Raw genomic sequence first — 23582 nt, 5'->3', positions numbered from 1 at the left:
GTTCCTAGCCGGAGTCGGACGTCGGGGCCAGGGGCCGCCCTCGCCCCCATCCCTCATCTTGAGGTGCGGGCGCCAGCGAGCCTCGAAGGACGCCGGGCCTTTCGGCCTCAGGCCGGGCGGCGGGCCCGCAGGGCCTGGGCGATGGTGCCGTCGTCCAGCCAGTCCAGCTCGCCCCCCACCGGCACGCCGCGGGCGATCATGGAAATGGTCACCCCACAGGGCGCCAGCCTTTCGGCGAGATAGTGGGCCGTGGTCTGGCCATCCACCGTGGCCGGCAGGGCGAGGATCACCTCGGTCACCTCCGGCGCGCTGGCCCGGGCCACCAGAGAGCCCACCCGCAGGGCGTCCGGGCCGATGCCATCCAGGGCCGAGAGCAGGCCCCCCATCACGTGGTAGCGCCCGCGGAAGGAGCCGCCCCGCTCCATAGCCCAAAGCGCGCCCACCTCTTCCACGACGCAGATCAGGCCTGCGTCCCGTTCGGAATCGGCGCAGACGGCGCAGGGGTCGCGGGTGTCCAGCGCCCCGCAGGTCGAACAGGTCTTCACCCGCTCGGCGGCGTCAGCCAGGGCCTGGGCCAGCGGCGTCAGCAACTGTTCGCGGCGCTTGAGGAGGGCGAGCGTCGCCCGCCTCGCCGAGCGCGGCCCCATCCCGGGCAGCTTGGCCAGCAGCGCGATCAGGCGCTCGATCTCGGGTCCTGAGGATGCGGCCAAGGGGCGTCGATCAGAACTTGGGCATGCCAGGCAGGCCCATGCCGGCCAACGGGCCGGCGGCCTCGCGCATCACCTCGGCCTGCATGGCGTCGAGCTTGCGCTTGGCGTCCGCATGGGCGGCGACCATCAGGTCCGACAAGACCTCGCCCTCGCCAGGCGCCAGCAGGCTCTCGTCCATAACCACGCCGGCCAGTTCGCCGGACCCCCGCAGGGTCAGTCGGACCATACCGCCACCAGACGTGCCCTCCACCGTGGTCTCGGCCAGGCGCGCCTGGGCGTCGGCCAGCTTCTGCTGCATGGCCTGGGCCTGCTTCATCAGGGAGCCAAGGTCCTTCATCGCGCTCTAGTCCTCTTCAATTTCGCTGTCGTCCTCGCCGGTCGGCTGGAGGTCGGGCTGCGGCAGGGTCCGGATGCTGAGAATTTCCGCGCCGGGGAAGGCTTCCATCACCGAACGGACAAAGGGATCCTGCTCAATCCGTTCGCGGGCTTCCCGCTCCTCGCGCTTCTGCGACTCCCAGCGGCTCTCAGCCCCGCCGCCGCCCTGGGCGACGATGAGCCAGGGCGCGCCGGTCCATTCTTTCAGCCGGCCGGCCAGACGCTGGATGAGGGTGTTGGGGGAGCCCGGCGCCGGCTCGAACTCGATGACGCCGGGGCGGAAGGCGATAGGACGGACGAACCGCTCCACGTCCAGACGCAGGGAGATGTCGCGCTTCTGCTCGATCAGGGCGATGACGTCCTCGAACCGGCGCAGGGTGATCTCGGGCGCGGCCTGCGCCTGTGGCTGGGCCATCTGGCGGGCCACGGCGCTGGCGCCGCCGCCGCCCGAACCGCCGCCGCCGCCTCCGCCGCCAGACGGGGCAGGCCCGCCGGGCAGGGCTTCGCCAGCCTGCAGCTTCTTCAACGCCTCCTCCGGCCCCGGCAGGTCGGCGGCGTAGGCCAGCCGGATCAGGGCCATGTCGACGGCTGCGGCCGGGTCAGGGGCGCGTCGCACCTCCTCGTGGGCCCGCAGCAGAATCTGCCAGACCCGCGACAGGGTGCCGGCCGAGAGCGCCGCGCCGATCGCCGTCAGGCGGGCGGCCTGCTCCTTGGGCATGATCAGAGCCTGGGGGCCGACGGCCTTGGCCACCGAGGCCGAATGGCAGTGCTCCAGCATGTCGCCCATCACCTGGGCCGGATCGGCGCCATAGCCATAGAGGCCGCGGAAGGTCTCGATGGCCGGACCGGCCTCGCCCTTCATGGCCTGTTCGAACAGGGTGATGGTCTGGGCCCGGTCGGCTAGGCCCAGCATGTCGCGGATGGAGGTCGCGCTGACCGTCTGGCCCGTCTCGGCCTGGACGATGGCCTGGTCGAGCATGGACTGGGCGTCGCGCACCGAGCCCTCGGCGGCCCGGGCGATCAGGGTCAGGCCCTCAGCCTCCACCCGCGCGCCCTCAGCCGCACAGATCATCTCCAGGTTCTTGACGATCACCTCGGGCTCGACCCGGCGCAGGTCGAAGCGCTGGGTCCGCGACAGGATGGTCACCGGCACCTTGCGGATCTCGGTGGTGGCGAAGATGAACTTGGCGTGGGGCGGCGGCTCCTCCAGCGTCTTGAGCAGGGCGTTGAACGCCCCGGTCGAGAGCATGTGGACCTCGTCGATGATGTAGACCTTGTAGCGGGCCTCCACCGGCGCGTAGCGCACCCCGTCCAACAGTTCGCGCATGTCACCGACACCGGTGCGGCTGGCGGCGTCCAGCTCCAGCACGTCCATGTGCCGGCCCTCGACGATGGCCCGGCAGTGCCGGCCGTCCTGGGACAGGTCCAGGGTCGGGGCGTGGATGGTGTCGGTCTCGTAGTTCAGGGCCCTGGCCAGCAGGCGCGCCGTGGTGGTCTTGCCGACCCCGCGGACCCCGGTGAGCATGAAGGCGTGGGCGATGCGGCCCGAGGCGAAGGCGTTGCGCAGGGTGCGGACCATCGCCTCCTGGCCGAACAGGTCCTCGAAGGTCTTGGGCCGGTATTTGCGCGCAATGACCGTATAGGCCGCGCTCTCCGCCGCAGGCGGCGCGGGCGCCGGCTCGGGGTTTCCAAACATGTCCGTCGTATTCGGATCACGCTCGGGCAGATCGGAATCGAGCGTGATGTCTTGGTCGGCCATGGGGGGAAGGTGAGAGGAAACGGGTGGAGACCGGACGACGACCCGAAGCGAAACTCGTTACGGCTGCTTCCTTCCGGACCTGACCGGGTTGGCGAGGACTCCGCCCGTCGCCGATCTCCACCCCCAATATCGCGATCGAAACAGGTGCGCGCAAGCTCGGGCGCAGATAGAACGCAATTCATGCCCCTGACCGCCTTCCAAAACATCTTCGCCGGCAACCCCCTGGACCGCGCCAGCGAGCGCCGGGGCGACACCGCCTGGCTCGCCGAAATGCAGACCTCGGCCGAATCGCTGGCCATCGTCCTGTGGAACGGTCGCCCCCTCGTGGAGACCGCCGCGGGCGGGGGCGTGCAGCTGGCCTATGTGCCGGCGACCATCTCCGACGAACTGGCCGGCGGGGTTGAGCGGCTGTTGTTCATGGGCCTGTGGAAGGACACCGCCGTCTTCGCCGTGGACATCGAGGGCGGGGTGGACCCTGCCGAGGGGCCCCTGCGCGGAGTCGGTTCATTTGAAGATTTGCGGGCCATCGCCCTGCGCCTGCCCGGCTCAGAGGCCGCCATCGCTGCGACGGCCAAGTCCATGTTCGAATGGCGCCGCCGCCACCGCCATTGCGCGGCCTGCGGCGAGCCCAGCGTGGTCGTCGACGGGGGCTGGAAGCGCCAGTGCCCCACCTGCAAGGCCGAGCACTTCCCCCGCACCGATCCCGTCGTGATCATGCTGCCCTATCTCGGCGACCGCTGCATGATGGGCCGGCAGGAGGCTTGGCCGCCCGGCATGTTCTCGGCCCTGGCCGGCTTCGTGGAGCCCGGCGAGAGCATCGAGGAGGCCTGCGCCCGGGAGCTGGCCGAAGAGGCCGCGCTGACGGCCGTCAGTGTCCGCTATCATTCCACCCAGCCCTGGCCCTACCCGTCCTCCCTGATGATCGGCCTGATCGCCGAGGTGGAGGACGACCAGGCCGCCCCCGACCAGACCGAGCTGTCGGAGGTCCGCTGGTTCACCCGCGATGAGGCCCGCGACCTGCTGGCCGGCAAGATCGAGGGCGTCTTCGCCCCTGGCCCGCTCGCCATCGCCCACCAGCTGCTGAAGGCCTGGGTCGAGGAAGGCTGAGGCTTCAGGCGCCCGCAGCGCTGGCGACCTGCCCCATGGCCTGCTGGAGATGCCGGTGAAACCGCCACAGCGGCTGCTCCAGATGGCTGAGCGGCCCAGGCCGGTACAAGGGGCTGGCGATTCCCTGCTGCACCCCTTGGCAGGCGGGAACATCCTCGAGATGGATGGCCGTGACCTGCTCGCGATAGAGGGCCACGAACTCCGGAACGGCGGCGAATTCAGGCGGGGCCAGCAGATGGATTTTCAGGGTGAATCGGTCGGTCTCGATATCGGTCAGCTCATACCAGACCCCCAGCGGCGTCTCCCCTTCGGTGAAGAACATCAGGGTCAGCGGGAAGATGGCCGCCACCACGAACGATCCGTGGCTGCCGTCGGCGGGGGGATTTTCCAGCACGGTGAACAGGTCTGAGGCCGCCCCCTCATAGGTCAACAGGCCGGGATTGGACGTCTGCAGGGTGTCCCGGTGAGGCCCGATATGGTGATAGGATTCCAGGAAGTTCTCGACCATCACCTTCCAGTTCCAGGGGGACTCGAAGGTCAGCAGGTCGGCGGTGACCATGCGGTCTGGCGCGATCTGACCCAGTCGCTCGGCCAGGCCCTCCAGCCGGGGCGACAGCGGCGGCGCCTGACCATCCAGATTGACAAAGATCCAGCCGCCCCAGACCTCGCTTCTCATCTGGGGAAGGGCGCAGTCGGCGCGGTCGAACACCGCCGAGCGCTCCATGGCCGGGGCGGCGGCCAGGCGGCCGTCCAGATCATAGCGCCACAGATGGTAGGGACAGGTCAGGGCCTTGGCCGAGCCCCGCCCCTGCGCCACCGGCATGCCGCGATGGCGACAGACCCTGGAGAGGACGTGCAGGGTTCCGCCGTCATTGGTGACCACCAGCGGCGCGCCGAACAGGTCGACCGAAAGATAGTCGCCGGGCCTCGCCACATCGCTGGTCCGCGCCACCGGCGCCCAGCCGGCCCGGAAGACTCGCGCCTGCTCGGCGGCGAATACGTCTCTATCCACATAGGCCTGGCCAGGCAGGGCGACGGCCGCCTCAGGCCGGTCGGCGACCTCGGCATAGGGACTGCGATCAAGCGGCATGGCGGCCTCCCCCGGGTTTTGAGGGACGAGCCTGCCCCGCCTTACCCAGGGTCCGTAAACCTGGCCAGATGGGCTTGCCCGTCAGGCCCGGGCGCGGAAGGGGTCGGCGGGATAGACCCCAAGAATCTCGAAGCGCTCGGAGAAGAACTGCAGCTCTTCCAGGGCCAGCGCCAGGCCGCGATCCTCCGGCCGACCATCCACCTCGGCGTAGAAGAAGGTCGCCGTCCAGGCGCCGTCCTCCATGTAGCTTTCCAGCTTGGTCATGTTGACGCCGTTGGTCGCAAAGCCCCCCAGCGCCTTGTACAGGGCGGCCGGCAGGTTTCGCACCCGGAAGACGAAGCTGGTGATGCAAGGGCTGGTGAAGGGCGGCGGCTCGGGCTCGGCCTGCGCAGTCATCACCAGGAAACGGGTGGTGTTGTGCCGCTCATCCTCGATGTCACGCAGCAGAATCTCCAGGCCGTAAATCTCCGCGGCCAAGGCCGGGGAGATGGCGGCTCGCGTCCGGTCCGGGGTCTGGGCCAGCATCCGGGCGGCGCCGGCGGTGTCGCCCACCGTCTCGGCCTTCAGGCCCAGGCGTTTGACCGTCCTGCGGCACTGGCTGATGGCGATGGCCATGGACTGGACGGTGGTCACCTCCTCCAGCTTCACCCCGGGATTGACCATCAGCTGGAAGCGGATCGGCTTGAACTTCTCGCCGATGATCTTCAGGCCGGAATTGGGCAGCAGGTGATGCACGTCGGCCACCCGGCCGGCGATGGAATTCTCCACCGGGATCATGCCCAGCTGGCAGTCGCCGGTCTTGATGGCCTCGAAGGCCTCGTCGAAGGTCGGATGGGGGACGGGCTCATGGTCCGGGAAGTAGGCGGCGCAGGCCTCATGGCTGTTGGCGCCCAGCTCGCCCTGGAAGGCGATACGTCCCTGGCTCATCGAAGTCCCTCGGTCATGGCCCGGGCATGGGCCCGGGCGCGTTCCAGATCGGCGGGATTGTCCACCGAGATGGGCGCCGCATCGATCACGGTCGCCCAGATGCTCATGCCCAGCTCCAGGGCGCGCAGCTGTTCCAGCCGCTCCCGCTGTTCCAGGGGCGAAGGCGGCGCGGCCGTGAAGCGCACAAGCGCCTCGCGCCGATAGCCATAGACCCCATGATGCAGCCAGACTGGCCCGTCTCCATAGAGGGTGGAGCGGGTGAAGTAGAGCGCCCGCCCCCGCCGGCCGCCCGGCGCCATGGCCAGCACCGCCTTGGGGATGTCGGGATTGGACCGCTCAGCCACATCGCTGTCGGCCACGACGATGGTGGAGATGTCGCAGTCGGGTTCGTCGGCCAGCAGGCCGGCGCAGTCGGCCACCACCTGGGGGGCGACGAACGGAATATCGCCCTGCAGATTGATCACCACGTCGTGGCGGCCCGTCGGGTCCAGAACCTCCAGGGCGCGCAGGATCCTGTCGGAGCCCGAGGGCAGGTCCGGGTCGGTCAGGACGGCCTGCCCGCCTGCAGCTTCCACGGCGGCGACAATTTCCGGGTCGCCCGCCGCCACCGCCACGGGGCCTATGTCCGCGGCCTGGGCCTGACGGAGCACTCGGACGATCATCGGCACGCCCTCGATGTCCGCCAGAGGTTTGCCCGGGAGGCGGGTGGCGGCCATGCGGGCGGGAATGAGGACGATGGGCGTCATGGTTCGGGCGAAGCCTGTGGGCGGTGACGCTTGCAGGGCGGGGGCGACCATCTGGCCGGTTGCACGAGCGCCGGTAGCGTGTAAGAGACGCGGGCGCAATAAGGGGCGGGAGATTCCCGCGCGTCTGCCGGTCTCGATGGCCGGCCTCAGAGAGGGCCGAATCTAAGACTATGAGCGACCTTACGTTCAACAAGGTCGCCGGCGCTGTGCTGGCGACAGGCTTGGCGATTGTTGGCCTGCGTGAAGCCTCCGCCATCGTTTTCGCCCCGCACGCCCCCGAGACTCCGGGCTATGCGATCGCGATCCCAGAAGAGACCGGCGGCGGCGCGCCAGCGGTCGCCCCCATCGACTGGGGCACGGTCCTGCCGATCGCCGACGTAGCGGCCGGCCAGGCCAGCTTCGCCAAGTGCGTCAGCTGCCACACCATCGCCCAGGGCGGCGCCAACGGCATTGGTCCCAATCTTTGGGGCGTCGTGGGTCAGCGCCCGGCGGCCCATGCGGGCTATGCCTATTCCAACGCCTTTGTGGACTATGCGGCCACGCACCCGGTCTGGACCCACGAAGAGCTGGGCGCCTATCTGGAAGCGCCCCAGCGGCACATCAACGGCACCAAGATGACCTTCGTCGGCCTCAAGCGCCGCGAAGAGCTGGTCAATGTGGTGGCCTATCTGCATTCGATGGGCGGCTCGATCCCGTTCCCGGCGCCGGCGCCGGTTGAGGAGCCGGCCACTGACGAGGTCGTCCCAGCGGGCGAAGCTGTGGAGGGTGAAGCGGCCCCCGCCGCCGAGGGCGCTGAGCCAGCGGCCGAAGCCCCCGCCGCGACCTGAGCCTGACTTCCAGGCGCAAAGACCAAGCCCGGCTCGCGCCGGGCTTTTTCTTGTCTCCTACATCAGGCGCTCAGGGCCGCCGATAGCTGGTCGGCTCGCCGGAGCCGGCGGCCTCGATCCGGGCGATGGCGGTGTTCAGGGGCTCGATCGCCACCGCCATGTGATGGGCGTTGGCGTGGATCATCTGATCGGGACTCAGCATCATCGCCACATGCCCCCGCCAGAAGACCAGGTCCCCCCGTCGCAGGGCGCTGGGATCGGCGTCCTGGGTGAAGGCGGCCTCCTGCTGGTCGGTGTCCCGCGGACAGGACAGGCCGCAGGCCAGTCGCGCCTGCATCACCAGTCCAGAACAGTCGAGGCCCAGGCTCTCCCGGCCGCCCCAGAGATAGGGCGTCTCCAGATAGCGCTCGGCCACCCCCGCCGGGTCCGAGGCGAAGTCCAGGCCCACGGGCGCCAGATGAGCCGCGACAAACCACGCGCCTCCCCGATCACGGACAAACCGCCCCTCGGTTTCAACGACGCTGACCAGGGCGTTCTGGCTGTAGGGACCCAGCGCCGGCGACTTGATGCTTGGCGCCTCGAACCCGTAGGTCCGTAAGGCCCGCACCCAGTGGGTGGCCAGGACCGGAACGCCCAGGGCCTCAAGATCGACATAGCCCACATAGCCGTCCCGGCGAGCCTGGCCCCAGGCGAAGCCGTCCGCCTCGTCCAGGACATCGAAGGTCTCGCCAAACAGCAACTGGTCGGCCTGCTCCGCGCCAGAGGCTGGGGCGGTGCGGATCGCTGTGGCCGCAACCCTGCAGGCCCGCGGCGTGGGCGCGGCGTAGCGCTCGGCGGCGACCCGCCCCTCCAGGGCCACAGCAGCCAGATCTGGCCTGGCCAGGGTCAGGCGCGGGTCGCGGCTCACTTGTAGCGATCCTGCAGCATGCGGAAGAGGGCGCGGATGGCCATCACCTCGCCCCCCGCCGGGACGCCCGGCTTGGCCCGGGGGTTCCAGGCGAAGATGTCCAGATGCGCCCAGGCGCCTTCAGGGGCGAACCTCTGAAGGAAGAGGCCCGCCGTCACCGCGCCCGCCTGGGCCCAGGCGTCAGGATCGTTCTTCAGATCGGCCACATCGCTGTCGAGGGCCTCGGCATAACCCTTCCACAGGGGCAGACGCCACAGGGGGTCTTCCACGGCCTCCGACGCCGCCATGATGGCCGCCGCCAGTTCCTCATCATCGGTCATGAAAGGCGGGAGCTGCGGCCCCAGCGCCACCCGCGCCGCGCCCGTCAAGGTGGCCAGGTCGAGGGTCAGGTCGGGCGAGAATTCCGCGGCCCGGGTCAGGGCGTCGGCCAGGATCAGCCGGCCCTCGGCGTCGGTATTGCCCACCTCGATGGTCAGGCCCTTGCGGGAGTCGATGACGTCGCCGGGCCGCATGGCCTCGCCAGAGATCGAATTCTCCACCGTGGGCGTCAGCACCAGCAGGCGGACGGCCAAGCCCGCGGCCATGACCATCCGCGCCAGGGCCAGGGCGTGGGCGGCGCCGCCCATGTCCTTCTTCATCAGCCGCATGCCGGCCGAGGGCTTGATGTCGAGGCCGCCGGTGTCGAACACCACCCCCTTGCCGATGATGGCCACCAGGGGGTCGCTCGCCTTGCCCCAGGTCATCTCGATCATCCGCGGCTCGCGGCCCGCCGCAGCGGCCCGGCCGACGGCGTGGACGGCCGGGTAGTTGGCCTCCAGCAGACCCTCGCCGGTGACCACGGTGATGGCGGCGCCGTGCTGCTCGGCGATCTCCCGGGCGATGGTTTCGATCTGCAGCGGACCCATGTCGTTGGGCGGGGTGTTGATCATGTCCCGGGCCAGGGCGCAGGCATGGGCCATGGCCCGGACTGCGGCCACATCGGCCCCCCGGGCCACCAGGCGCGGGCGCTCGTCGGGCTTCTTCTTGTAGCGGTCGAAGCGGTAGCTGCCGAGGGCGAAGGCCAGGGCCGCTTCATCGGCGCTGATGTCCGTCGGTCCCTCGACGATCTCATAGTTCCCCTTGGGCAGTTTGGCCGCCAGGGCCCGCACCCCGGAAGCCCGCGCCTGGCCAAGGCCAAACAGCACCCGCTCGGTCGCGCCATGGGCGTCGGGGACCAGCAGGACCTGGCCGGCCTTGCCCTTGAACTCATGCAGGGCCGCCAGGCCCCGGCCCTGATTGGTCAGGGCCGCAAGGGCCGCATCGACATCGGCCTCCCGTAGAAGATGGACGGGAATGATCACGCCCTCGGCGGCGTCCAAAATCACGTCTGACATGGCGGCGGACCCTTCGGCTTATGCTTAACGCTTCCTTTAAGGCGGCGGGGCCAATCTGACCCGGAACCTCTGGAGGCTTCCCTGGTCATGTGTCGCATGTCGGTCTTCGCCGCAACCGCCCTCGCGCTCAGCCTGGCCAGCGCCCCGCCGGCCGCGGCGTTCGGATTCAAGCCCAAGCCTGCGGCGCCGTCCGCCCCGGCCGCCACCGCCGAAATGGTCGAAGAGTCGCGCAAGGCCACCCCGCAGGAGCGGACCCTGGCCGCGGGGCTTGACCCCCTGGCCCGGGCGGCCTTCTGGGCGCGGGAGGCCAATCTCGATCCGACGGACATCCAGGCGGGCCTCGGCTTGGCCCAGGCCCTTCGCACCCTTGGCCAGACCACCGAGGCCGCCGCCGCCGCCCAGCGCCTGGCCGTCCTGGCGCCCGACAATGTCGAGGTGATGCTTGAACTGGCCCGCGTCCATCTCAGCCGTGGCGAGGGCTTCTACGGAGTCGCTCCGGCCCGTCAGGCCGAGGTCCTGGCGCCGGGGGACTGGCGGCCGCCCTTCCTGCTGGCCATGGCCTATGAACAGGCCGAGCGCGACGCCGAGGCCATGGCCGCCCACCGCCGGGCCGTGCAACTGGCGCCGAACAATGCTGCGGTGCTGTCCAATTTCGCCATGTTCCAAGCCGCCCGCGGCCAGACCCAGGAGGCGGAGACCCTGCTCCGTCAGGCCGCCGTCCTGCCGGGCGCCACCGCCGTGACCCGCCAGAACCTGGCCCTGATCCTCGGCCTGCAGGGACGGATCAGCGAGGCTGAGGCCCTGGCGCGTCAGGATCTGCCGCCGCAACTGGTGGCCAACAACCTGGCCTATCTGCGAGGCGCGACCCAGGCGGGCGCCACAGGTGGGTCGGGCCGGTCCTGGGACGCCGTGGGCGCCGCGCAATAGCCGCAGAACACGGAGACTGAACGACCAGGGGAGCGATCCCCCTGATCGTCTCGGCTTCTAGGAACCGCCAGGCCCCATCATGTCCATGACCCGCAGGACGGCGGGTCCCAGGATCACCAGAAACAGCACCGGCAGGAAGAACACGATCATCGGCACGGTCAGCTTGGCCGGCAGCTGGGCGGCGGTCTTCTCTGCGGCCGCCAGGCGCAGGTCGCGGTTTTCCTTGGCCATAACCCGCAGGGCCGCACCCAAGGGCGTGCCATAGCGCTCAGCCTGGATCATGGCCGTGGTCACCGACTTGATCCCGGGATGGTTGGTCCGCCGTGACAGGCCTTCATAGGCCTGACGACGCTCGGGCAGGTAGGACAGCTCGGCGGTGAGGAGGGTCATCTCCTCGGCCAGTTCGATGGAGGAGCCGCCGATCTCCTGGCTGACCTTCTGGATGGCCGCTTCGATGGACATGCCAGACTCCACACAGATCAGCAGCAGATCCAGCGCGTCTGGAAAGGCCCCGACGATGGATTCCCGCCGCTTCTGGGCGATGTTGCTGATGTAGATGTTCGGCGCGTAGTAGCCCAGCGTCAGACCCACCACGATGGCGGCCAGCCGGTTCATGCCGCTGAGGCCGAAGTCGTTGATCACGAACAGGTAGAAGGCCACCGAGGCGGCGAACGCGAAGGGCAGGACGAAGCGGAAGAAGTAGAAGGTGCTGACCGGTCGCGGCCCGCGGAATCCCGCCTGGGCCAGCTTGTCGACCACCTTGGGGTCCTCCAGCAGGCGCGACAGCTGAAGGCGGTCGACCACCTTCTTGTAGAGCCCCTCGTCGGTCTGGCGGAGCGTACCGCCCTTGGCCGCCACCAACGCCTCCCGGGACTTGCGCCGCAGCTCTTCGCGCCGGGTCGACACCGACTTGAGCCGGGCCTCCAGATTGTTGGTGCGCATCAGCGGCCGCGCCAGGGTGATCAGTGTGGCGAAGGTCGCCACCGCCACGATGACGGTGAGAATATTGGCCGGGTTGGTGAAGGCGCCCAGATTCATGCCCGCCCCCTCAGATCTTGAAGCTGATCATGCGGCGCATGACCCAGATGCCGAGCGCCATCAGCAGCACGCCGCCGAGCAGGATGATGCGCCCGCGCACATCGGTGAACAGGGGCGCCATATACTCCGGGGCCATCAGGCTGATCATCACCACCACCGCCGGCGGCAGGGAGCCGATGATGAAGGCTGAGGCCACCGCCTCTCCAGACAGGGCCTTGATCTTCTCACGCATCAGCTTCCGCGCCCGGATGACCGTCGAGAGATTGCCAAGCGCCTCGGCCAGATTGCCGCCGGTCTTCTGCTGGATGGCCAGGACGATGCCGAAGAAACGCACCTCCTGGGCAGGCATGCGCTCGTACATTCGCTCGATGGCCTGATCGATCGAGACGCCCATGCCGGTGTTTTCGGTCAGGTATCGGAATTCTGCGGCCAGGGGCTCAGGCGCTTCGGCGCCGATGACCCGGAGGCTGTCATTGACTGGAAGACCGGACTTGATGCCGCGGACAATGATGTCCATGGCGTCCGGAAAGGCGCCGACGAACTTCTTGATCCGCCGTGCGGCCAGGAACGACACGGTCCAGCGCGGCAGGCCCAGACCGGCGACAAAGCCCAGCCCCAGCGCCAGGTAGGCCGGCTGCCCCGCCAGGATCGTGAACAGGAAGATCGACGCGCCCAGGCCGGCGCTGATCATCCAGAAGGAACGAACGGTGAGGCCAAGGCCGGCCTGCTGCAGGCGGGCCTTGATCGAAAGGGACGCCTTGCGCTGCTGGCGGTCCTGCTCCTTGAGGCTCTCAAGGATCTGCTTGCGGCGCTGGTCCTGGACGTTGGAGCCCCCTCGCCGCGTCTTGGCGTCCCGGGTATCTCGCCCGAGCATGGCCTGGGTCCGTTTCGCCGCCCGGGCCTGGCCCGGGGACTGTCCGACCAGCACAAATCCGAAGCCGGCCACCGCGATAAAGCCGAGAATGGCGGCCAGGATGGCGGTCAGGGTCGGGCTCATTCGGCGGCGTCCAGGGCCTCGGCCAGTTCGCGCTCAAGGCCGTAATAGCGGGCCCGGTCCCAGAACCGCGGCCGGGCGATGCCGGTGGAGCGGTGACGCCCCACGACCCGGCCCTCGGCGTCCTCGCCGGTGATCTCATAGAGCATCAGGTCCTGGGTGATGATCACATCGCCCTCCAGACCCACGACTTCGGTGATGTGGGTGATCCGCCGCGAACCATCCCGCAGGCGGGCGGCCTGGATGATCACATCGATGGAGCCGACGATCATTTCCCGGATGGTCCGGGAGGGCAGGCCATAGCCGCCCATGGTGATCATGGATTCCAGGCGGCTGACCGCCTCGCGGGGGCTGTTGGCGTGCAGGGTGCCCATGGAGCCGTCGTGGCCAGTGTTCATGGCCTGCAGCAGGTCGAAGGCCTCAGGCCCCCGGACCTCGCCGACGATGATCCGTTCCGGGCGCATCCGCAGGCAGTTCTTCACCAGGTCGCGCATGGTGATCTGGCCCTGGCCCTCCAGGTTGGGCGGCCGGGTCTCCAGGCGCACCACATGGGGCTGCTGGAGCTGAAGCTCGGCGGCGTCCTCGCAGGTCACCACCCGTTCGGTCGGGTCGATGAAGGCGGTGAGCGTATTGAGCAGGGTGGTCTTGCCCGAGCCCGTGCCGCCGGAGATCAGGATGTTGCAGCGGCAGGCGCCGATGACGCCCAGGACCCGTGCGCCTTCGGGCGTGATGGAGTCGTACTCCACCAGGTCCTTCATGGTCAGCTTGTCCTTCCGGAATTTCCGGATGGTGAGCGTGGGGCCATCGAGAGCAAGCGGCGGGGCGATAACATTCACCCGGCTGCCATCGGGCAGGCGGGCGTCGCAGATGGGCGAGCTTTCGTCGACCCGGCGGCCGACCTGGCTGACGATCCGCTGGCAGATGTTCATCAGCTGGGCGTTGTCGCGGAACCGCACATTGGTCAGCTGCACCTTGCCGCCGACTTCGATGAACACCCGGGTCGCCCCATTGACCATGATGTCGGCGATGTCGTCCCGGGCCAGCAAAGGCTCCAGGGGGCCGTAGCCCAGCACATCATTGATGATGTCCTGAACCAGGGTCTCCTGCTCGGAGATCGACATGGAGACGTTCTTGATCGCCACCAGCTCGGCGACGATGTCGCGGATTTCCTCGGCCGCCGCCTTGACGTCCAGCTGGGCGAGCTGGGCCAGGTCGATCGTATTGATCAGGGCGTTGAAGATGGTCGTCTTTGTGGCGTGATAATAGTCCGACTGCTCGCGCACGACCTGGGTGGCGGGCGCCGGCCCCTGGGCGGCGCGGAGCTGTTCGAAACCGCTGGTCGCCTTGGGGCCGTCACTCTTGCCGCCGGCCCTGGGGGCCTCAGCCCGCGGCCGGGCGGGTTCGTCCGCCGGCGGGGGTTCCGAGCGCTGGGGCCTCGTGGCGATGGGCGCTGCGGCCTTGTCCGGAGGCGGCGGCGCAGCCGACGGGGCGGCGGGCCTCGCCTGCGGGGCGCGGGTCGGGGGAGCGTCGGCGTCGGCGGCGCGCTTTCCGAACATGGCTATTTCCGCCGGAACAGGTTGGCCAGCAGCGAGGACTTCTGGGCCGCGGGCGGTTCGCGCCGGCTGATCTGCTGGGCCAGCTCATTGAGCGCCTCGGCGGTCTTGGATCGCGGCGCCACCTCGGCCAGCATCTGACCATTGTTGGCCGCCTGGCCAAACAGCTTGGGCTCGAAAGGCAGGACCAGGGCCGGCGTCAGGTTCAGGGCCTCGCCGAAGTCCTTCACCGGAATTTCCGGCCGTCCAGGCACCCCCACCTGATTGAGCACAAGCCGGGGAGGCGCGTCATTGGGCCGGGCGCGGCGGACCAGGTCGACCATGTTCTTGGCGTTGCGCAGCGAGGCCAGGTCCGGCTCGGCGACAATCACCAGATCATCGGAGGACAACAGGATGCGCCGTTTCCAGGCGGTCCAGACATGGGGCAGGTCCAGGACGATGAAGGGCGCGGCCCCGCGGATTTTCTGGGTGACCTCCTCGAAGGCCTCGGCCGTGATGTCGTAGTCCTGGTCCAGGGTGGCGGGAGCGGCGAACAGGCTGAGGCGCTCGCTGCAGCGGGCCATCATCCGGTCCATCAGGACCGAATCGAGCCGGTCGGGCTCCCCCAGGGCGTCGGCGATTCCCTGCAGCGGGTCCTGGTTGAAGTCGAGACCCGCGGTGCCGAATGGCAGGTCGAGGTCCACCAGCACCGCATTGGCCGCCAGACGCTCGGTGATGGCGTAGGCGATATTGTGCGCGATGGTCGAGACCCCGACGCCGCCCTTGGCGCCGCAAAACGCGATCTGGCGGCCGACGAACGGGGCGCTGGGGTCGGCATAGAGCCCGCAGAGGGAGCGGACGAACTGCAGGGGCTTGAAGGGCGGCACCAGGTATTCGCTGACGCCGCGCCGCATCAGCTCCCGATAGAGGGCGATATCGTTGGCCGCCCCGATCACCACCACCTTGGAGCCGGGATCGCAGACCTCGGCCAGCTGATCCAGGTGCGCCAGGAGCTTCTCGGCGCTCTCGCCGCACTCCACCACCAGAAGCGGCGGGGTCGGCTGGTTCTGATAGGCGGCCACGGCGGCGGCCAGGCCACCCTCTCGGACCGTGACGCTGGCCCGCTCCATGCGCCGGTCGCGGGCGGCATGCTCGATGACGTCGGCGGTTCGGTCACGCTCGGTGAAGGCGTGGATCGTGATCCGCGGCAGGGAGGAGTCGCCAAAGGCCGCCTCGGCCGAGGCCATCATCTCATGGACAGGGTTCGCGTCCGGCGAGGGCGCGGCGGGCGCTGAAACCGAGGTCTGGGCCGCCCGGGGCCGATCCTCAAAGGGATCAACAGAAACGTCCGCCCGGGGCGGCGGCTCCAGGTCGGCGAAGGGATCGGGGGCGCCGCGGCGGGCGACGGCGGCGCCGCCGCTCCAGCCATCGTCTCCCGCCGGCCCGAAGTCGTCGTCGGCCTCATAGGCCAGGTCAAAGGGGTCGTGCCCGCCCTGCGCTCGCATCGCCACCCTACCTCACCACTTGCGAGAGGGCGCCCTTGGCCTGCTCGTCGGCCCGGGTCGCGGTGATCTCGCCGAGACGGTACTTGGCCAGCACCTCGGAACGGCGCGCCGCATCGGGCGCCTCCATGTCGCGGGGCCGCACCATGTCGGCCGGATTCGCCAGCTGGGCGGCGAAATTGGCGCTGACCGCGCAGCCGAAATTCGCCGACGCCTGATTGGATGAGGTGCTGGTGAGGTTCTCCCAGCTCTGTCCGCACTGAGGGATCTGCGCGACATAGCGCTCATAGCCCACCACCATCGGCGCCGAGGCGAAGCCCGCAGCGTCATAGCCGGCGAGCTGGATGGCCGTATGGGGCGCCCCTTGGGAGACCAGAAAGGCCCGCACGCTCTCGCCCATCCGATAGGTGGCCGCCGAATCGCCTGCGCCAACCGGCGCCTGGATCTTCAGGGGTCCGCCCTCATTGGCCCGCCAGGCGTTCAACAGCCCGGCAAGGGCGTCGGCCTGAGGCCCTGAGATGCCCTGGGCGTGGATCGCCAGACGAACTTCATCGGCCTGCGGAATAACCTGGGCGCGGTACTGGTCGAGGGGAGTCGGTGGATTGATCATCGCCCCGTCCCGCGGGGCCGGGGTTCCGGCGCAGGCGGCCAGGACGCCGGCCAGGGCCAGGGAGATCAGATGGCGCAGAGAAGGGGTCATGGGGGCGCTCACTCGATCACATAGCCGTAGGGGCCCTGGTAACCCGGGGCGCCGGCGGGCTGCGGCCGGGCCTTGTAGGCGCGGTTCAGGCGCCCCAGCAGCAGGGTCTCGGAGTCGCTGGCGATCCGCAGGCCATCGGCCGGGGTCTGAAGCTGGTCCGGCGAGGTCGGCTTGACCAGATAGGGGGTGACGATGACCACCAGTTCGCTCTCGCCCTTCAGATAGTCCCGGGACCGGAACAGCCCCCCGAGAACGGGCAGGTTCATCATGCCGGGCAGGGAATCGATCGCCTGCTTGGTCTGTTCGCGCAGAAGGCCGGCGATCATCATCGCGCCGCCGGACGGCAGCTCGACCACGGTTTCGGCCCGGCGAACCGTCAGCGCCGGGATCACCAGGCGCGGGGCGCCAGCGCCATTGGACAGGGAGAACGACCCGTCATTGGTCAGCTCAGAGACTTCGGTGGAAATCTTCAGGGAGATCCGCCCCCCCGACAGCACCACCGGCGTGAAGCCGAGGCCGACGCCGAAGGGCTTGAATTCAATCGTCACGCGGCCGGCGTCGTCCTGGCCCACCGGCACGGGAAACTCCCCGCCGGCCAGGAACTTGGCCGCCTCGCCAGACACCGCCGTCAGGTTGGGTTCGGCCAGGGTGCGCACCAGGCCCACCCGCTCGAAGGCCTCGATCATGCCCTCGGCCTGGTTGAGGCCAGGATCGCCGGCCAGACCTTCCTTGATGGTGGCGGTGTCGGAATTGCCGCCGCTGCGCACGACATTGTCGCAGAGCACGTCAGGCTGCTCGGGCCAGCCGCACGGGAACTGCATGATCGGTTGCTTGGTGGTGTCGAGCTTGTAGCCGCCAGTCAGACCGCCCACCAGGCCGCCATTGATGGCGTAGCTGGCGGCGTTGCGGAACATGTACTGCGGCTCGCCCAGCTGGTTCAGCACCGCATTGGTGTTGAAGCCGAGCTGCTTGATGACATTGCGCTGCACCTCGACGATGCGCACCTTCAGCATCACCTGGTCCTTGCCGGCGATGGACAGCATGTTGAGCACCTGCTCGGGCCGGGCCACCGCGGCGCGGGCGATCTGCAGGGCCTTGTCGGCGTCGGACAGGCTCATCACCTCGCCCGACAGGATCAGGCTGTCGTTCATGGCGTCCACCCGCACCCGGGCGCCGGGGAGCAGGCGGTTGATGGTCTGGGCCACCGCGCCGGTGTCCTGATCGACGCGGATATCCAGGGACAGGATCCGCCGTCCGGCGCCGTCGAAGAACACCGCGTCGGTCTGACCCGCCGCCACGCCAAGCACATAGATCCGCCGCGGCGTGCGCAGCACAGCGTCGGCCACGTCGGGATTGGTCACCAGGACGTCGCGGGCGTCGACTGGCAGTTCGATGATCGCCGACTTGCCCCGGGGCAGGGTCAGGGCCTGGGTGGCGCCGCCGCCGGCCAGGTCGACACGGATGGTCGAGCCCTGACGCGCGCTGGCCGGACCACCGGCCAGATTCTGGGCCTGGGCGAGGGGCGCCGACAACAGGAGGCAAGCGGCGGCGAAAACGGTGAGGCCGGCGAACTTCATCGGACAGAGACCTCGGACATCTCGCCATCCCGGAAAATCCGGACGGTCTGTGGCTCGGCCGAGCCGCCGCGGCCGACCGGGCCGCCGATATCGGTATAGGGACGCAGGGCGAGAACCATCTCGCCCTGGGCCTTGCCTCGGACCAGCACCTCAACGTCAGACGCCGGCGTCTCAAGGGTGATGGTTCCCCCGATCATGGTGTTGGAGGCCTCGGCGGGTTCGGTGGCCTGATCGATGGCCAGGACCCGCAGATTGCGCATCAGAGTCTCGGTGACCCGGCCGGTTCCATCGGGGGCGTCGCGGCTTTGCAGCACATCAACCCGGTCGCCGGGCAGGATGAAACCGCCGGCGGCGGTGTCGGCCGACACGGGGACGGAGACCGCGCGCATGCCAGGGCCCAGGACGACAGACATATAGCCGCCTTCGCCGCCGCGGATCACCTTGCGGACGGTGACCGGCTCGCCGGCGGCGATCGCCTCCCGGACGATGGCCCCGTCAAAGGCTTGAATGGGACTGGCGCCCAGGGCGTCCGAAGCCACCTGCCCGGCCTTCTGGACAACCTTTTCGGCGCCTTCGGCGGGGGGGACGGCCACCGAGCCGTCCGTGACGAAGGCCGCGTTCAGGGCCTCAACCGGCCAGGGCTGCCAGCCGATCATGGCCGGGGTGATGCGGGTTCCCACCGGCAGGTCCTGCTTGGCCACCAGGACCTGAGCCATGGGGCTGGCGGCCACAGGCGCGGGCGCCTGTGGGGCGTCGCCCCCCCCCGTCATCATCCCGCGCACAATGAAGGCCAGCAGGATGGCGGCGATGGCGGCGGCGGCCAGTATGGCGATGCGGACGGCGCCCATGAACTTTCCGATACGCTCCCACTTGTGGGGGAAAGGCGAGGCCCCTGTTCAGGCGGTCCGCCGCGACTCAATTGACTGGCGCCTTCTGGCGGCGTGGTCCTTGTGCCGCCCCCATGGTTAACAGCCGCTAAAGGGGCGCCGCCGACAGGGCGAGGACGAGACTGCTGGTGGGAAAGGCGACCAGGCCGCCGATGCAGATGGCCAGGCCATAGGGGACGTTCTCGCCGGGCTCGGCCAGGCGGCTCAGCCAGGCCGGACCCGCCGAAACATAACGGCGCAGCAGGATGGAGCGCATGGCCAGCAGGGTCATGGCCAACGCACCGCCGGCCAGGGCCGTCACCAGCAGGAAGGGGGCTGAGGCCGGCCAGCCCAGCCAAAGGGCCGCAGCGGCGAACACCTTGGCGTCTCCGCCGCCGATCCATCCCAGGGCGAACATCGCCATGCCGGCCACCAGGGCGCCGACCCCAAGGGCCACATGCAGACCTAGTGTGTTCATGGGCAGACCCAGGGCCAGGGCCGTCGGAAAGAAGGCGACGATCAGGGCCAGGGAGATCCAGTTCGGGATCGTATAGGTGGTGACGTCCTTCAGGGCGGCCACGATCAGCAGGGCCGGGCAGACGGCGAGCAGGATGGCCTGGAATTGGGCGATCATGGGCGGGCTCTCAAGGCGGGCGCTGGCGAGTCAGTCGCAGGCGAGGCCGGCGCTGTAAGGTCAGTCTGACCTGGGGGGATGAACGCTTGGTTTCTCGCCCATGAAGAAAGGGCCGCGGCGTCTCCGCCACGGCCCTCCGAGTTTGGTCTCTGTCTTCGCCGCTTGAGCGCGGCGAATGACTATTGCGGCATCGCTTCGCCGATCTTGGTGAAGGTGCCGGAGATCTTGCCCGACAGGGTGTTCAGGGCGGTGATCAGCACGACGGCGATCAGGGCGGCGATCAGGCCATACTCGATGGCGGTGGCGCCGGATTCATCCTTCAGGAAGCGCGTGACGAACTTCGACATTGCTCGATCTCCTTTGTTGGCGAGCAGATTGATCGGGGATCAGGCCTTGGGTGGTCTGCTCGCCCCGAATTGCAGGGTCACAATGCCGCGGCTGGCTTAATGGCGAGTAAATCAGAGAGTATTCGATGGATTTTTCTTTTGGTTTACTTGCGTTTACTATTAGCATTCATTAACCATGCGCGCTCAAAACCCCGAATTCACGCGGATGCCCTTTATGATTCACACACGCGCGCGAGTCGGCTGGATTCAGGGTTTCTTGACCATTCCCCTCGATTCTGGAGGACCGATCTTTCACCTCCAGTTTTTGGGCATCGCCATGCGCCGTCTCGCCGTCTGCGCCATCCTTAGCCTCATGGTCGCCACCCCGGCGGCGGCGTCGTCCCTGTCGGTGCGCCTTGACCAGGGCGCCAAGGTCCGGCTGCCCGGCGCGGCGCGCAATGTGGTGGTGGCCAATCCCAGGATCGCCGATGTCAGCCTGCTGGGGCCCCAGGACCTGGTGGTGGTCGGCAAGGGCTATGGGATCACCAATGTCGTGGTCACCGACGCGGCCGGCCGCGTCCTGTTCGACCGCGACGTGGTGGTCAGCGCGCCGGAATATGGCCAGATGTCCTATATCCGTGGCGGCCAGTCCCGCACCTTCTCCTGCTCCCCCCGGTGCGAGCAGATCGGCCAAAGCGACGCCCCCCGGGCCATTCCCTAGGGCGCGTTCCGATAAGTGGGGACCGGCCCTCGGCGCTTAAGCATCGCTTAGGCTCGAATGGCTAGGGTTGGCCGGAAACCGGATGGACCCGCAGAATGCCGCGCGCCGCCAGGCCCTTGATCAAGACCCTGCGCCACTTCGTCCGCGCCCGTCAGGGCGCGACGGCGGTGGAGTTCGCCTTCATCGCCGGTCCCCTGCTGATGCTGATCTTTGGGGTCCTGGAGCTGGCCCTGGTGTTCATGGTGGCCACCACGCTGGAGGGCGCCACGGCCGCCGCCGCCCGCCCCTTGCGCACCGGCGAGCTGCAGACCAGTGGCGGCGCCAGCAAGGAAGCCTTCGCCAAGGCGGTCTGTGATCGCATGAGTTGGCTGGGCTCCACCTGCGCCGGCAACCTGCAGGTGGATGTCCGCACCTACGCCGACTTCACCAGCCTGCGGGATGATCCGGCCATGACTGGCGGCAATTTCGATCCGACCAAGACCTGCTGGTCCCCCGGCGGCCCCACCGACATCGTCCTGGTGCGCACCTACTACAACTGGACCATCATCACGCCGCTGATCTCCAACGCCCTGGTCAACGCCCCGGGGAACAAGCGCATGGTCTCGGCGGTGGAGGCCTTCCGCAATGAGCCCTACAGCGACGCGCCGCCCACAGGCGCAAAATGCTGAGGCGCGCGATCCGTTTCCTCCGGGACCGCAGCGGTGTGGCCGCCGTCGAGTTCGCTCTGATCGCCCCGGTGCTGATCCTGATGTATCTGGGGTTGGCTGAGGTCACCATGGCCCTGATGGCCGAACGCCGGGCCGGCCACGCCACCGCCGTGGTCGCAGATCTGGTCGCCCAGGACACCCTGACCAACCGGGCTGAGCTGAGCGACACCTTCGCCATCGCCGAGGAGATCCTCTCGCCCTTCGCCGCCTCGGGCATGAGCGCCCGGGTGACCGCCATCCGCGCTGACGACAAGGGCTCCCCCAAGGTGGTCTGGAGCCATGGCAAGGGTCTGACGGCTTTCGCCAAGGGCTCCACGGTCAGCGACGTACCCGCCGGCCTCCTGGAGCCCTACGACACCCTGATCATGAGCGAGATGAACTATAGCTTCAACTCAGCGGTCAAGTATGCCCTACCGGACGCCATGGTGTTCAGGGAGAAATACTATCTCCGGCCCCGCAAGATGGACATGGTCAACTGCACCGATTGCTGAGTTCGGCCGCCTGAGCGCCTAAAGTTTAGGTCTCCGACGGCGACAACACCGCCAGCCACGGCGACGGCGCCAGGCTTCTCCCGTCCAGGGACGCGACGGCTCGCACGCCAATCAGGCTGTTGGTGAGGAAAACCGCCTCCGCCCGCTGCAGGGAGTCGGGACCACACGCCGTCTCAACCACCTCAAGTCCGGCCTGCGCAGCCCGCGCCAACACCTGCGCCCGGGTCACCCCTGCCAGTACGCCGCAGTCCAGGGCCGGCGTCCACAGGCGCCCTTCGGCGATCCAGAACAGATTGGCCGCTGCGGCGCAGGCCACATGGCCCTCGGTGTTCAGCATCACCGCCTCGTCGGCGCCCGCCGACCGGGCCTCACGCCTGGCCAGCACATTGTCGAGATAGGACAGGGTCTTGTGGCGCGAGGCGATGGAGCCGGCGTTGCGTCGGGTCTGCGCCGTGATCAGCCGAGCCGGACCGACCAGCAGCGGCGCGGGCGACGCCGTGGCGAAGAGGACCGGGGCGCACGGGTCTGGCCGGTCCAGCCCACGCCCGCCAGATCCCGCCGTCCAGGTGATCCGCAGGGCGGCAAGGCCGCTTTGGAGGCCGGCGTCCGCCAGCGCCGATTGCGCCGCGGCCCAGACCACAGGCTCGTCCGGGGCCGGCAGTCCAAGAGCCGCGCAGCCCAAGGCCAGACGGTCCCTATGGGCCGTCCAGTCGACCGGCGCCCCATCGACCACCCGCAAGGTCTCGAACACCCCGTCGCCGAGCAGCAGACCCCGGTCATCCAGGGCCACGCTCACGCTACGCTCCCAGGGCCGGACGACAGGGCCGCCAGCAGGGCCGAAATCTTGGCTTCGGTCTCAAGACGTTCGGCGCGGGGGTCGCTGTCGGCCACGATCCCCGCCCCGGCGCCGGCCTCCACCTGCCAGCCCTCAGAGGATTGAACACAGGCCGCCGTGCGTATCAGCACGCTGGAATCGAAGGCCCCGTCGACGCCGGCCCAGAAGATCGAGCCGCAATAGGGCCCCCGGGGCGGCTCCAGGCCAGCGATCACCTTCATGGCCTGGATCTTCGGCGCGCCGGTGATCGAACCTGGCGGGAAGGTGGCCCGCAGCAGATCGCCGGCCCCCTGCCCGGCCTGCAGCACCCCGGTCACCGTGGAGACCAGGTGGTGGACATTGGCGAAGCTCTCGATGGCGAACAGCTCCGGCGTCCGCACCGTACCTGGCCGGCAGACCCGGGCCAGGTCATTGCGCATCAGATCGACGATCATCAGATTCTCAGCCCGGTCCTTGGGGCTCGCCAGCAGTTCGGACGCCAGGGCGGCGTCCTCGGCGGGGTCAGCGCCCCGCGGACGTGTCCCTTTGATCGGCCGCGTCTCGGCCACCAACCCTTCAGCGGTTCGGCGCAGGGCGACGAAACGCTCGGGCGAATTGGACACCACCGCGGCCCCAGGCAGGCGCAGATAGGCGGCGAACGGCGCTGCGGAGTCTCGGGCCAAGCTGGCGAACAGGTCGTAGGGCGCAGCCCCGGCCGCCAGGGTTCCTGTCCAGCGGCGGGCGACATTGGCCTGGAAGATTTCTCCGGCGGCGATCCGGTTCACCACCTCGGCGACCGCGGCCTCATAGGCCTCTGCGGACGAGGCGGCCATCGGCCCGGCCAGGGGCGAAGGTGGGGTGCGGGCTGAGGCCGTCTGGTCCAGGGCCTCCAGCAGGGCCCGGGCGTGGTCACGGGCCGCCGCCTCGCTGTC

25 protein-coding genes and 1 other RNA gene are annotated in these 23582 nt (G+C 68.9%); 6 read left to right on the top strand and 20 right to left on the bottom strand.

Features of this window, described 5'->3' with window-relative positions; translation table 11 throughout:
• Positions 1 to 107: 107 nt before the first annotated feature.
• The 4 genes from recR to ffs all read right to left on the bottom strand — a co-directional run bounded on the left by recR (position 108) and on the right by ffs (position 2964).
• Entirely contained in the window at positions 108 to 710 is a 603-nt protein-coding gene (gene recR / locus Q7V15_RS16170) for a recombination mediator RecR (RefSeq protein ID WP_304756872.1), read from the bottom strand.
• Between the two features lie 10 nt (positions 711 to 720).
• Complete coding sequence (locus Q7V15_RS16165) at positions 721 to 1047, bottom strand: YbaB/EbfC family nucleoid-associated protein (protein WP_304756871.1); 327 nt, start codon at positions 1045 to 1047, stop codon at positions 721 to 723.
• Between the two features lie 6 nt (positions 1048 to 1053).
• On the bottom strand, positions 1054 to 2844 hold the full coding sequence (locus Q7V15_RS16160; RefSeq protein ID WP_304756870.1) for a DNA polymerase III subunit gamma/tau: 1791 nt from the start codon (positions 2842 to 2844) through the stop codon (positions 1054 to 1056).
• A gap of 21 nt (positions 2845 to 2865) precedes the next feature.
• An RNA gene (gene ffs, locus Q7V15_RS16155) (signal recognition particle sRNA small type) lies at positions 2866 to 2964 on the bottom strand.
• A 60-nt stretch (positions 2965 to 3024) separates the two neighbouring features.
• Between ffs and nudC the strand changes: the two genes are divergently transcribed.
• Complete coding sequence (nudC, locus tag Q7V15_RS16150; RefSeq protein WP_304756869.1) at positions 3025 to 3951, top strand: NAD(+) diphosphatase; 927 nt, start codon at positions 3025 to 3027, stop codon at positions 3949 to 3951.
• A 4-nt stretch (positions 3952 to 3955) separates the two neighbouring features.
• Here the strand turns inward: nudC and Q7V15_RS16145 are convergent, their stop codons facing one another.
• The 3 genes from Q7V15_RS16145 to Q7V15_RS16135 all read right to left on the bottom strand — a co-directional run bounded on the left by Q7V15_RS16145 (position 3956) and on the right by Q7V15_RS16135 (position 6714).
• A complete protein-coding gene (locus tag Q7V15_RS16145) occupies positions 3956 to 5041 on the bottom strand; it encodes an aromatic ring-hydroxylating dioxygenase subunit alpha (RefSeq protein WP_304756868.1) in 1086 nt (361 codons plus the stop codon).
• A gap of 81 nt (positions 5042 to 5122) precedes the next feature.
• Entirely contained in the window at positions 5123 to 5968 is an 846-nt protein-coding gene (locus Q7V15_RS16140; RefSeq protein WP_304756866.1) for a prephenate dehydratase, read from the bottom strand.
• Positions 5965 to 6714 (bottom strand): 3-deoxy-manno-octulosonate cytidylyltransferase, encoded by a 750-nt coding sequence (locus Q7V15_RS16135; protein WP_304756865.1) that lies wholly within the window; start codon positions 6712 to 6714, stop codon positions 5965 to 5967. The genes Q7V15_RS16140 and Q7V15_RS16135 overlap by 4 nt, the downstream gene beginning before the upstream one ends.
• Before the next feature lie 170 nt (positions 6715 to 6884).
• On the opposite strand from Q7V15_RS16135, the gene Q7V15_RS16130 reads away from it, so the two are divergent.
• Entirely contained in the window at positions 6885 to 7541 is a 657-nt protein-coding gene (locus Q7V15_RS16130; RefSeq protein WP_304756864.1) for a cytochrome c family protein, read from the top strand.
• A 70-nt stretch (positions 7542 to 7611) separates the two neighbouring features.
• Here Q7V15_RS16130 and Q7V15_RS16125 read toward each other — a convergent pair whose 3' ends face one another.
• Both Q7V15_RS16125 and Q7V15_RS16120 read right to left on the bottom strand, forming a co-directional pair.
• Entirely contained in the window at positions 7612 to 8448 is an 837-nt protein-coding gene (locus tag Q7V15_RS16125; RefSeq protein WP_304756862.1) for a C40 family peptidase, read from the bottom strand.
• Positions 8445 to 9821 carry a M17 family metallopeptidase gene (locus tag Q7V15_RS16120; protein WP_304756861.1) on the bottom strand — a complete coding sequence of 459 codons (1377 nt, stop codon included), beginning with the start codon at positions 9819 to 9821 and terminating at the stop codon, positions 8445 to 8447. The genes Q7V15_RS16125 and Q7V15_RS16120 overlap by 4 nt, the downstream gene beginning before the upstream one ends.
• A gap of 87 nt (positions 9822 to 9908) precedes the next feature.
• Here Q7V15_RS16120 and Q7V15_RS16115 point away from each other — a divergent pair, with 87 nt between their 5' ends.
• Positions 9909 to 10748 carry a tetratricopeptide repeat protein gene (locus Q7V15_RS16115; RefSeq protein ID WP_304756860.1) on the top strand — a complete coding sequence of 280 codons (840 nt, stop codon included), beginning with the start codon at positions 9909 to 9911 and terminating at the stop codon, positions 10746 to 10748.
• Between the two features lie 57 nt (positions 10749 to 10805).
• Here Q7V15_RS16115 and Q7V15_RS16110 read toward each other — a convergent pair whose 3' ends face one another.
• From Q7V15_RS16110 to Q7V15_RS16070, 9 genes are all read right to left on the bottom strand, one after another.
• On the bottom strand, positions 10806 to 11786 hold the full coding sequence (locus Q7V15_RS16110) for a type II secretion system F family protein (RefSeq protein WP_304756858.1): 981 nt from the start codon (positions 11784 to 11786) through the stop codon (positions 10806 to 10808).
• A gap of 10 nt (positions 11787 to 11796) precedes the next feature.
• Positions 11797 to 12771 (bottom strand): type II secretion system F family protein, encoded by a 975-nt coding sequence (locus Q7V15_RS16105; RefSeq protein ID WP_304756885.1) that lies wholly within the window; start codon positions 12769 to 12771, stop codon positions 11797 to 11799.
• Between the two features lie 8 nt (positions 12772 to 12779).
• The gene (locus Q7V15_RS16100) at positions 12780 to 14336 is read right to left on the bottom strand and encodes a CpaF family protein (protein WP_370689834.1); all 1557 of its coding nucleotides are present in this window, start codon (positions 14334 to 14336) and stop codon (positions 12780 to 12782) included.
• A 2-nt stretch (positions 14337 to 14338) separates the two neighbouring features.
• The gene (locus tag Q7V15_RS16095) at positions 14339 to 15817 is read right to left on the bottom strand and encodes a CpaE family protein (RefSeq protein WP_304756857.1); all 1479 of its coding nucleotides are present in this window, start codon (positions 15815 to 15817) and stop codon (positions 14339 to 14341) included.
• A 7-nt stretch (positions 15818 to 15824) separates the two neighbouring features.
• Positions 15825 to 16514, bottom strand: a complete 690-nt coding sequence (locus Q7V15_RS16090; RefSeq protein WP_304756856.1) for a CpaD family pilus assembly protein — start codon at positions 16512 to 16514, stop codon at positions 15825 to 15827.
• An 8-nt stretch (positions 16515 to 16522) separates the two neighbouring features.
• Positions 16523 to 18091 carry a type II and III secretion system protein family protein gene (locus Q7V15_RS16085; RefSeq protein WP_304756854.1) on the bottom strand — a complete coding sequence of 523 codons (1569 nt, stop codon included), beginning with the start codon at positions 18089 to 18091 and terminating at the stop codon, positions 16523 to 16525.
• The gene (cpaB, locus tag Q7V15_RS16080) at positions 18088 to 18939 is read right to left on the bottom strand and encodes a Flp pilus assembly protein CpaB (RefSeq protein ID WP_304756853.1); all 852 of its coding nucleotides are present in this window, start codon (positions 18937 to 18939) and stop codon (positions 18088 to 18090) included. The genes Q7V15_RS16085 and cpaB overlap by 4 nt, the downstream gene beginning before the upstream one ends.
• A 127-nt stretch (positions 18940 to 19066) precedes the next feature.
• Positions 19067 to 19591 carry a prepilin peptidase gene (locus Q7V15_RS16075; protein WP_304756852.1) on the bottom strand — a complete coding sequence of 175 codons (525 nt, stop codon included), beginning with the start codon at positions 19589 to 19591 and terminating at the stop codon, positions 19067 to 19069.
• Between the two features lie 179 nt (positions 19592 to 19770).
• The gene (locus tag Q7V15_RS16070; RefSeq protein WP_304756851.1) at positions 19771 to 19938 is read right to left on the bottom strand and encodes a Flp family type IVb pilin; all 168 of its coding nucleotides are present in this window, start codon (positions 19936 to 19938) and stop codon (positions 19771 to 19773) included.
• Between the two features lie 316 nt (positions 19939 to 20254).
• On the opposite strand from Q7V15_RS16070, the gene Q7V15_RS16065 reads away from it, so the two are divergent.
• The 3 genes from Q7V15_RS16065 to Q7V15_RS16055 all read left to right on the top strand — a co-directional run bounded on the left by Q7V15_RS16065 (position 20255) and on the right by Q7V15_RS16055 (position 21836).
• Positions 20255 to 20638, top strand: a complete 384-nt coding sequence (locus Q7V15_RS16065) for a pilus assembly protein N-terminal domain-containing protein (protein WP_304756850.1) — start codon at positions 20255 to 20257, stop codon at positions 20636 to 20638.
• A gap of 95 nt (positions 20639 to 20733) precedes the next feature.
• Positions 20734 to 21306 carry a TadE/TadG family type IV pilus assembly protein gene (locus tag Q7V15_RS16060; protein WP_304756849.1) on the top strand — a complete coding sequence of 191 codons (573 nt, stop codon included), beginning with the start codon at positions 20734 to 20736 and terminating at the stop codon, positions 21304 to 21306.
• On the top strand, positions 21300 to 21836 hold the full coding sequence (locus Q7V15_RS16055; RefSeq protein ID WP_304756848.1) for a TadE/TadG family type IV pilus assembly protein: 537 nt from the start codon (positions 21300 to 21302) through the stop codon (positions 21834 to 21836). The genes Q7V15_RS16060 and Q7V15_RS16055 overlap by 7 nt, the downstream gene beginning before the upstream one ends.
• A 25-nt stretch (positions 21837 to 21861) precedes the next feature.
• Here the strand turns inward: Q7V15_RS16055 and Q7V15_RS16050 are convergent, their stop codons facing one another.
• Positions 21862 to 22632, bottom strand: a complete 771-nt coding sequence (locus Q7V15_RS16050) for an aminotransferase class IV (RefSeq protein ID WP_304756847.1) — start codon at positions 22630 to 22632, stop codon at positions 21862 to 21864.
• The coding region (locus Q7V15_RS16045) for an anthranilate synthase component I family protein (protein ID WP_304756846.1) at positions 22629 to 23582 on the bottom strand (954 nt) is incomplete at its 5' end. The genes Q7V15_RS16045 and Q7V15_RS16050, both read right to left, overlap by 4 nt.

The sequence above is a fragment of the Phenylobacterium sp. genome (genome assembly GCF_030651755.1).
In the GTDB taxonomy this organism is placed as follows: Bacteria; Pseudomonadota; Alphaproteobacteria; order Caulobacterales; family Caulobacteraceae; genus Phenylobacterium.
Note: the sequence above shows the minus strand (reverse complement) of the source record. Positions and strands in the feature narration are given on the sequence as shown.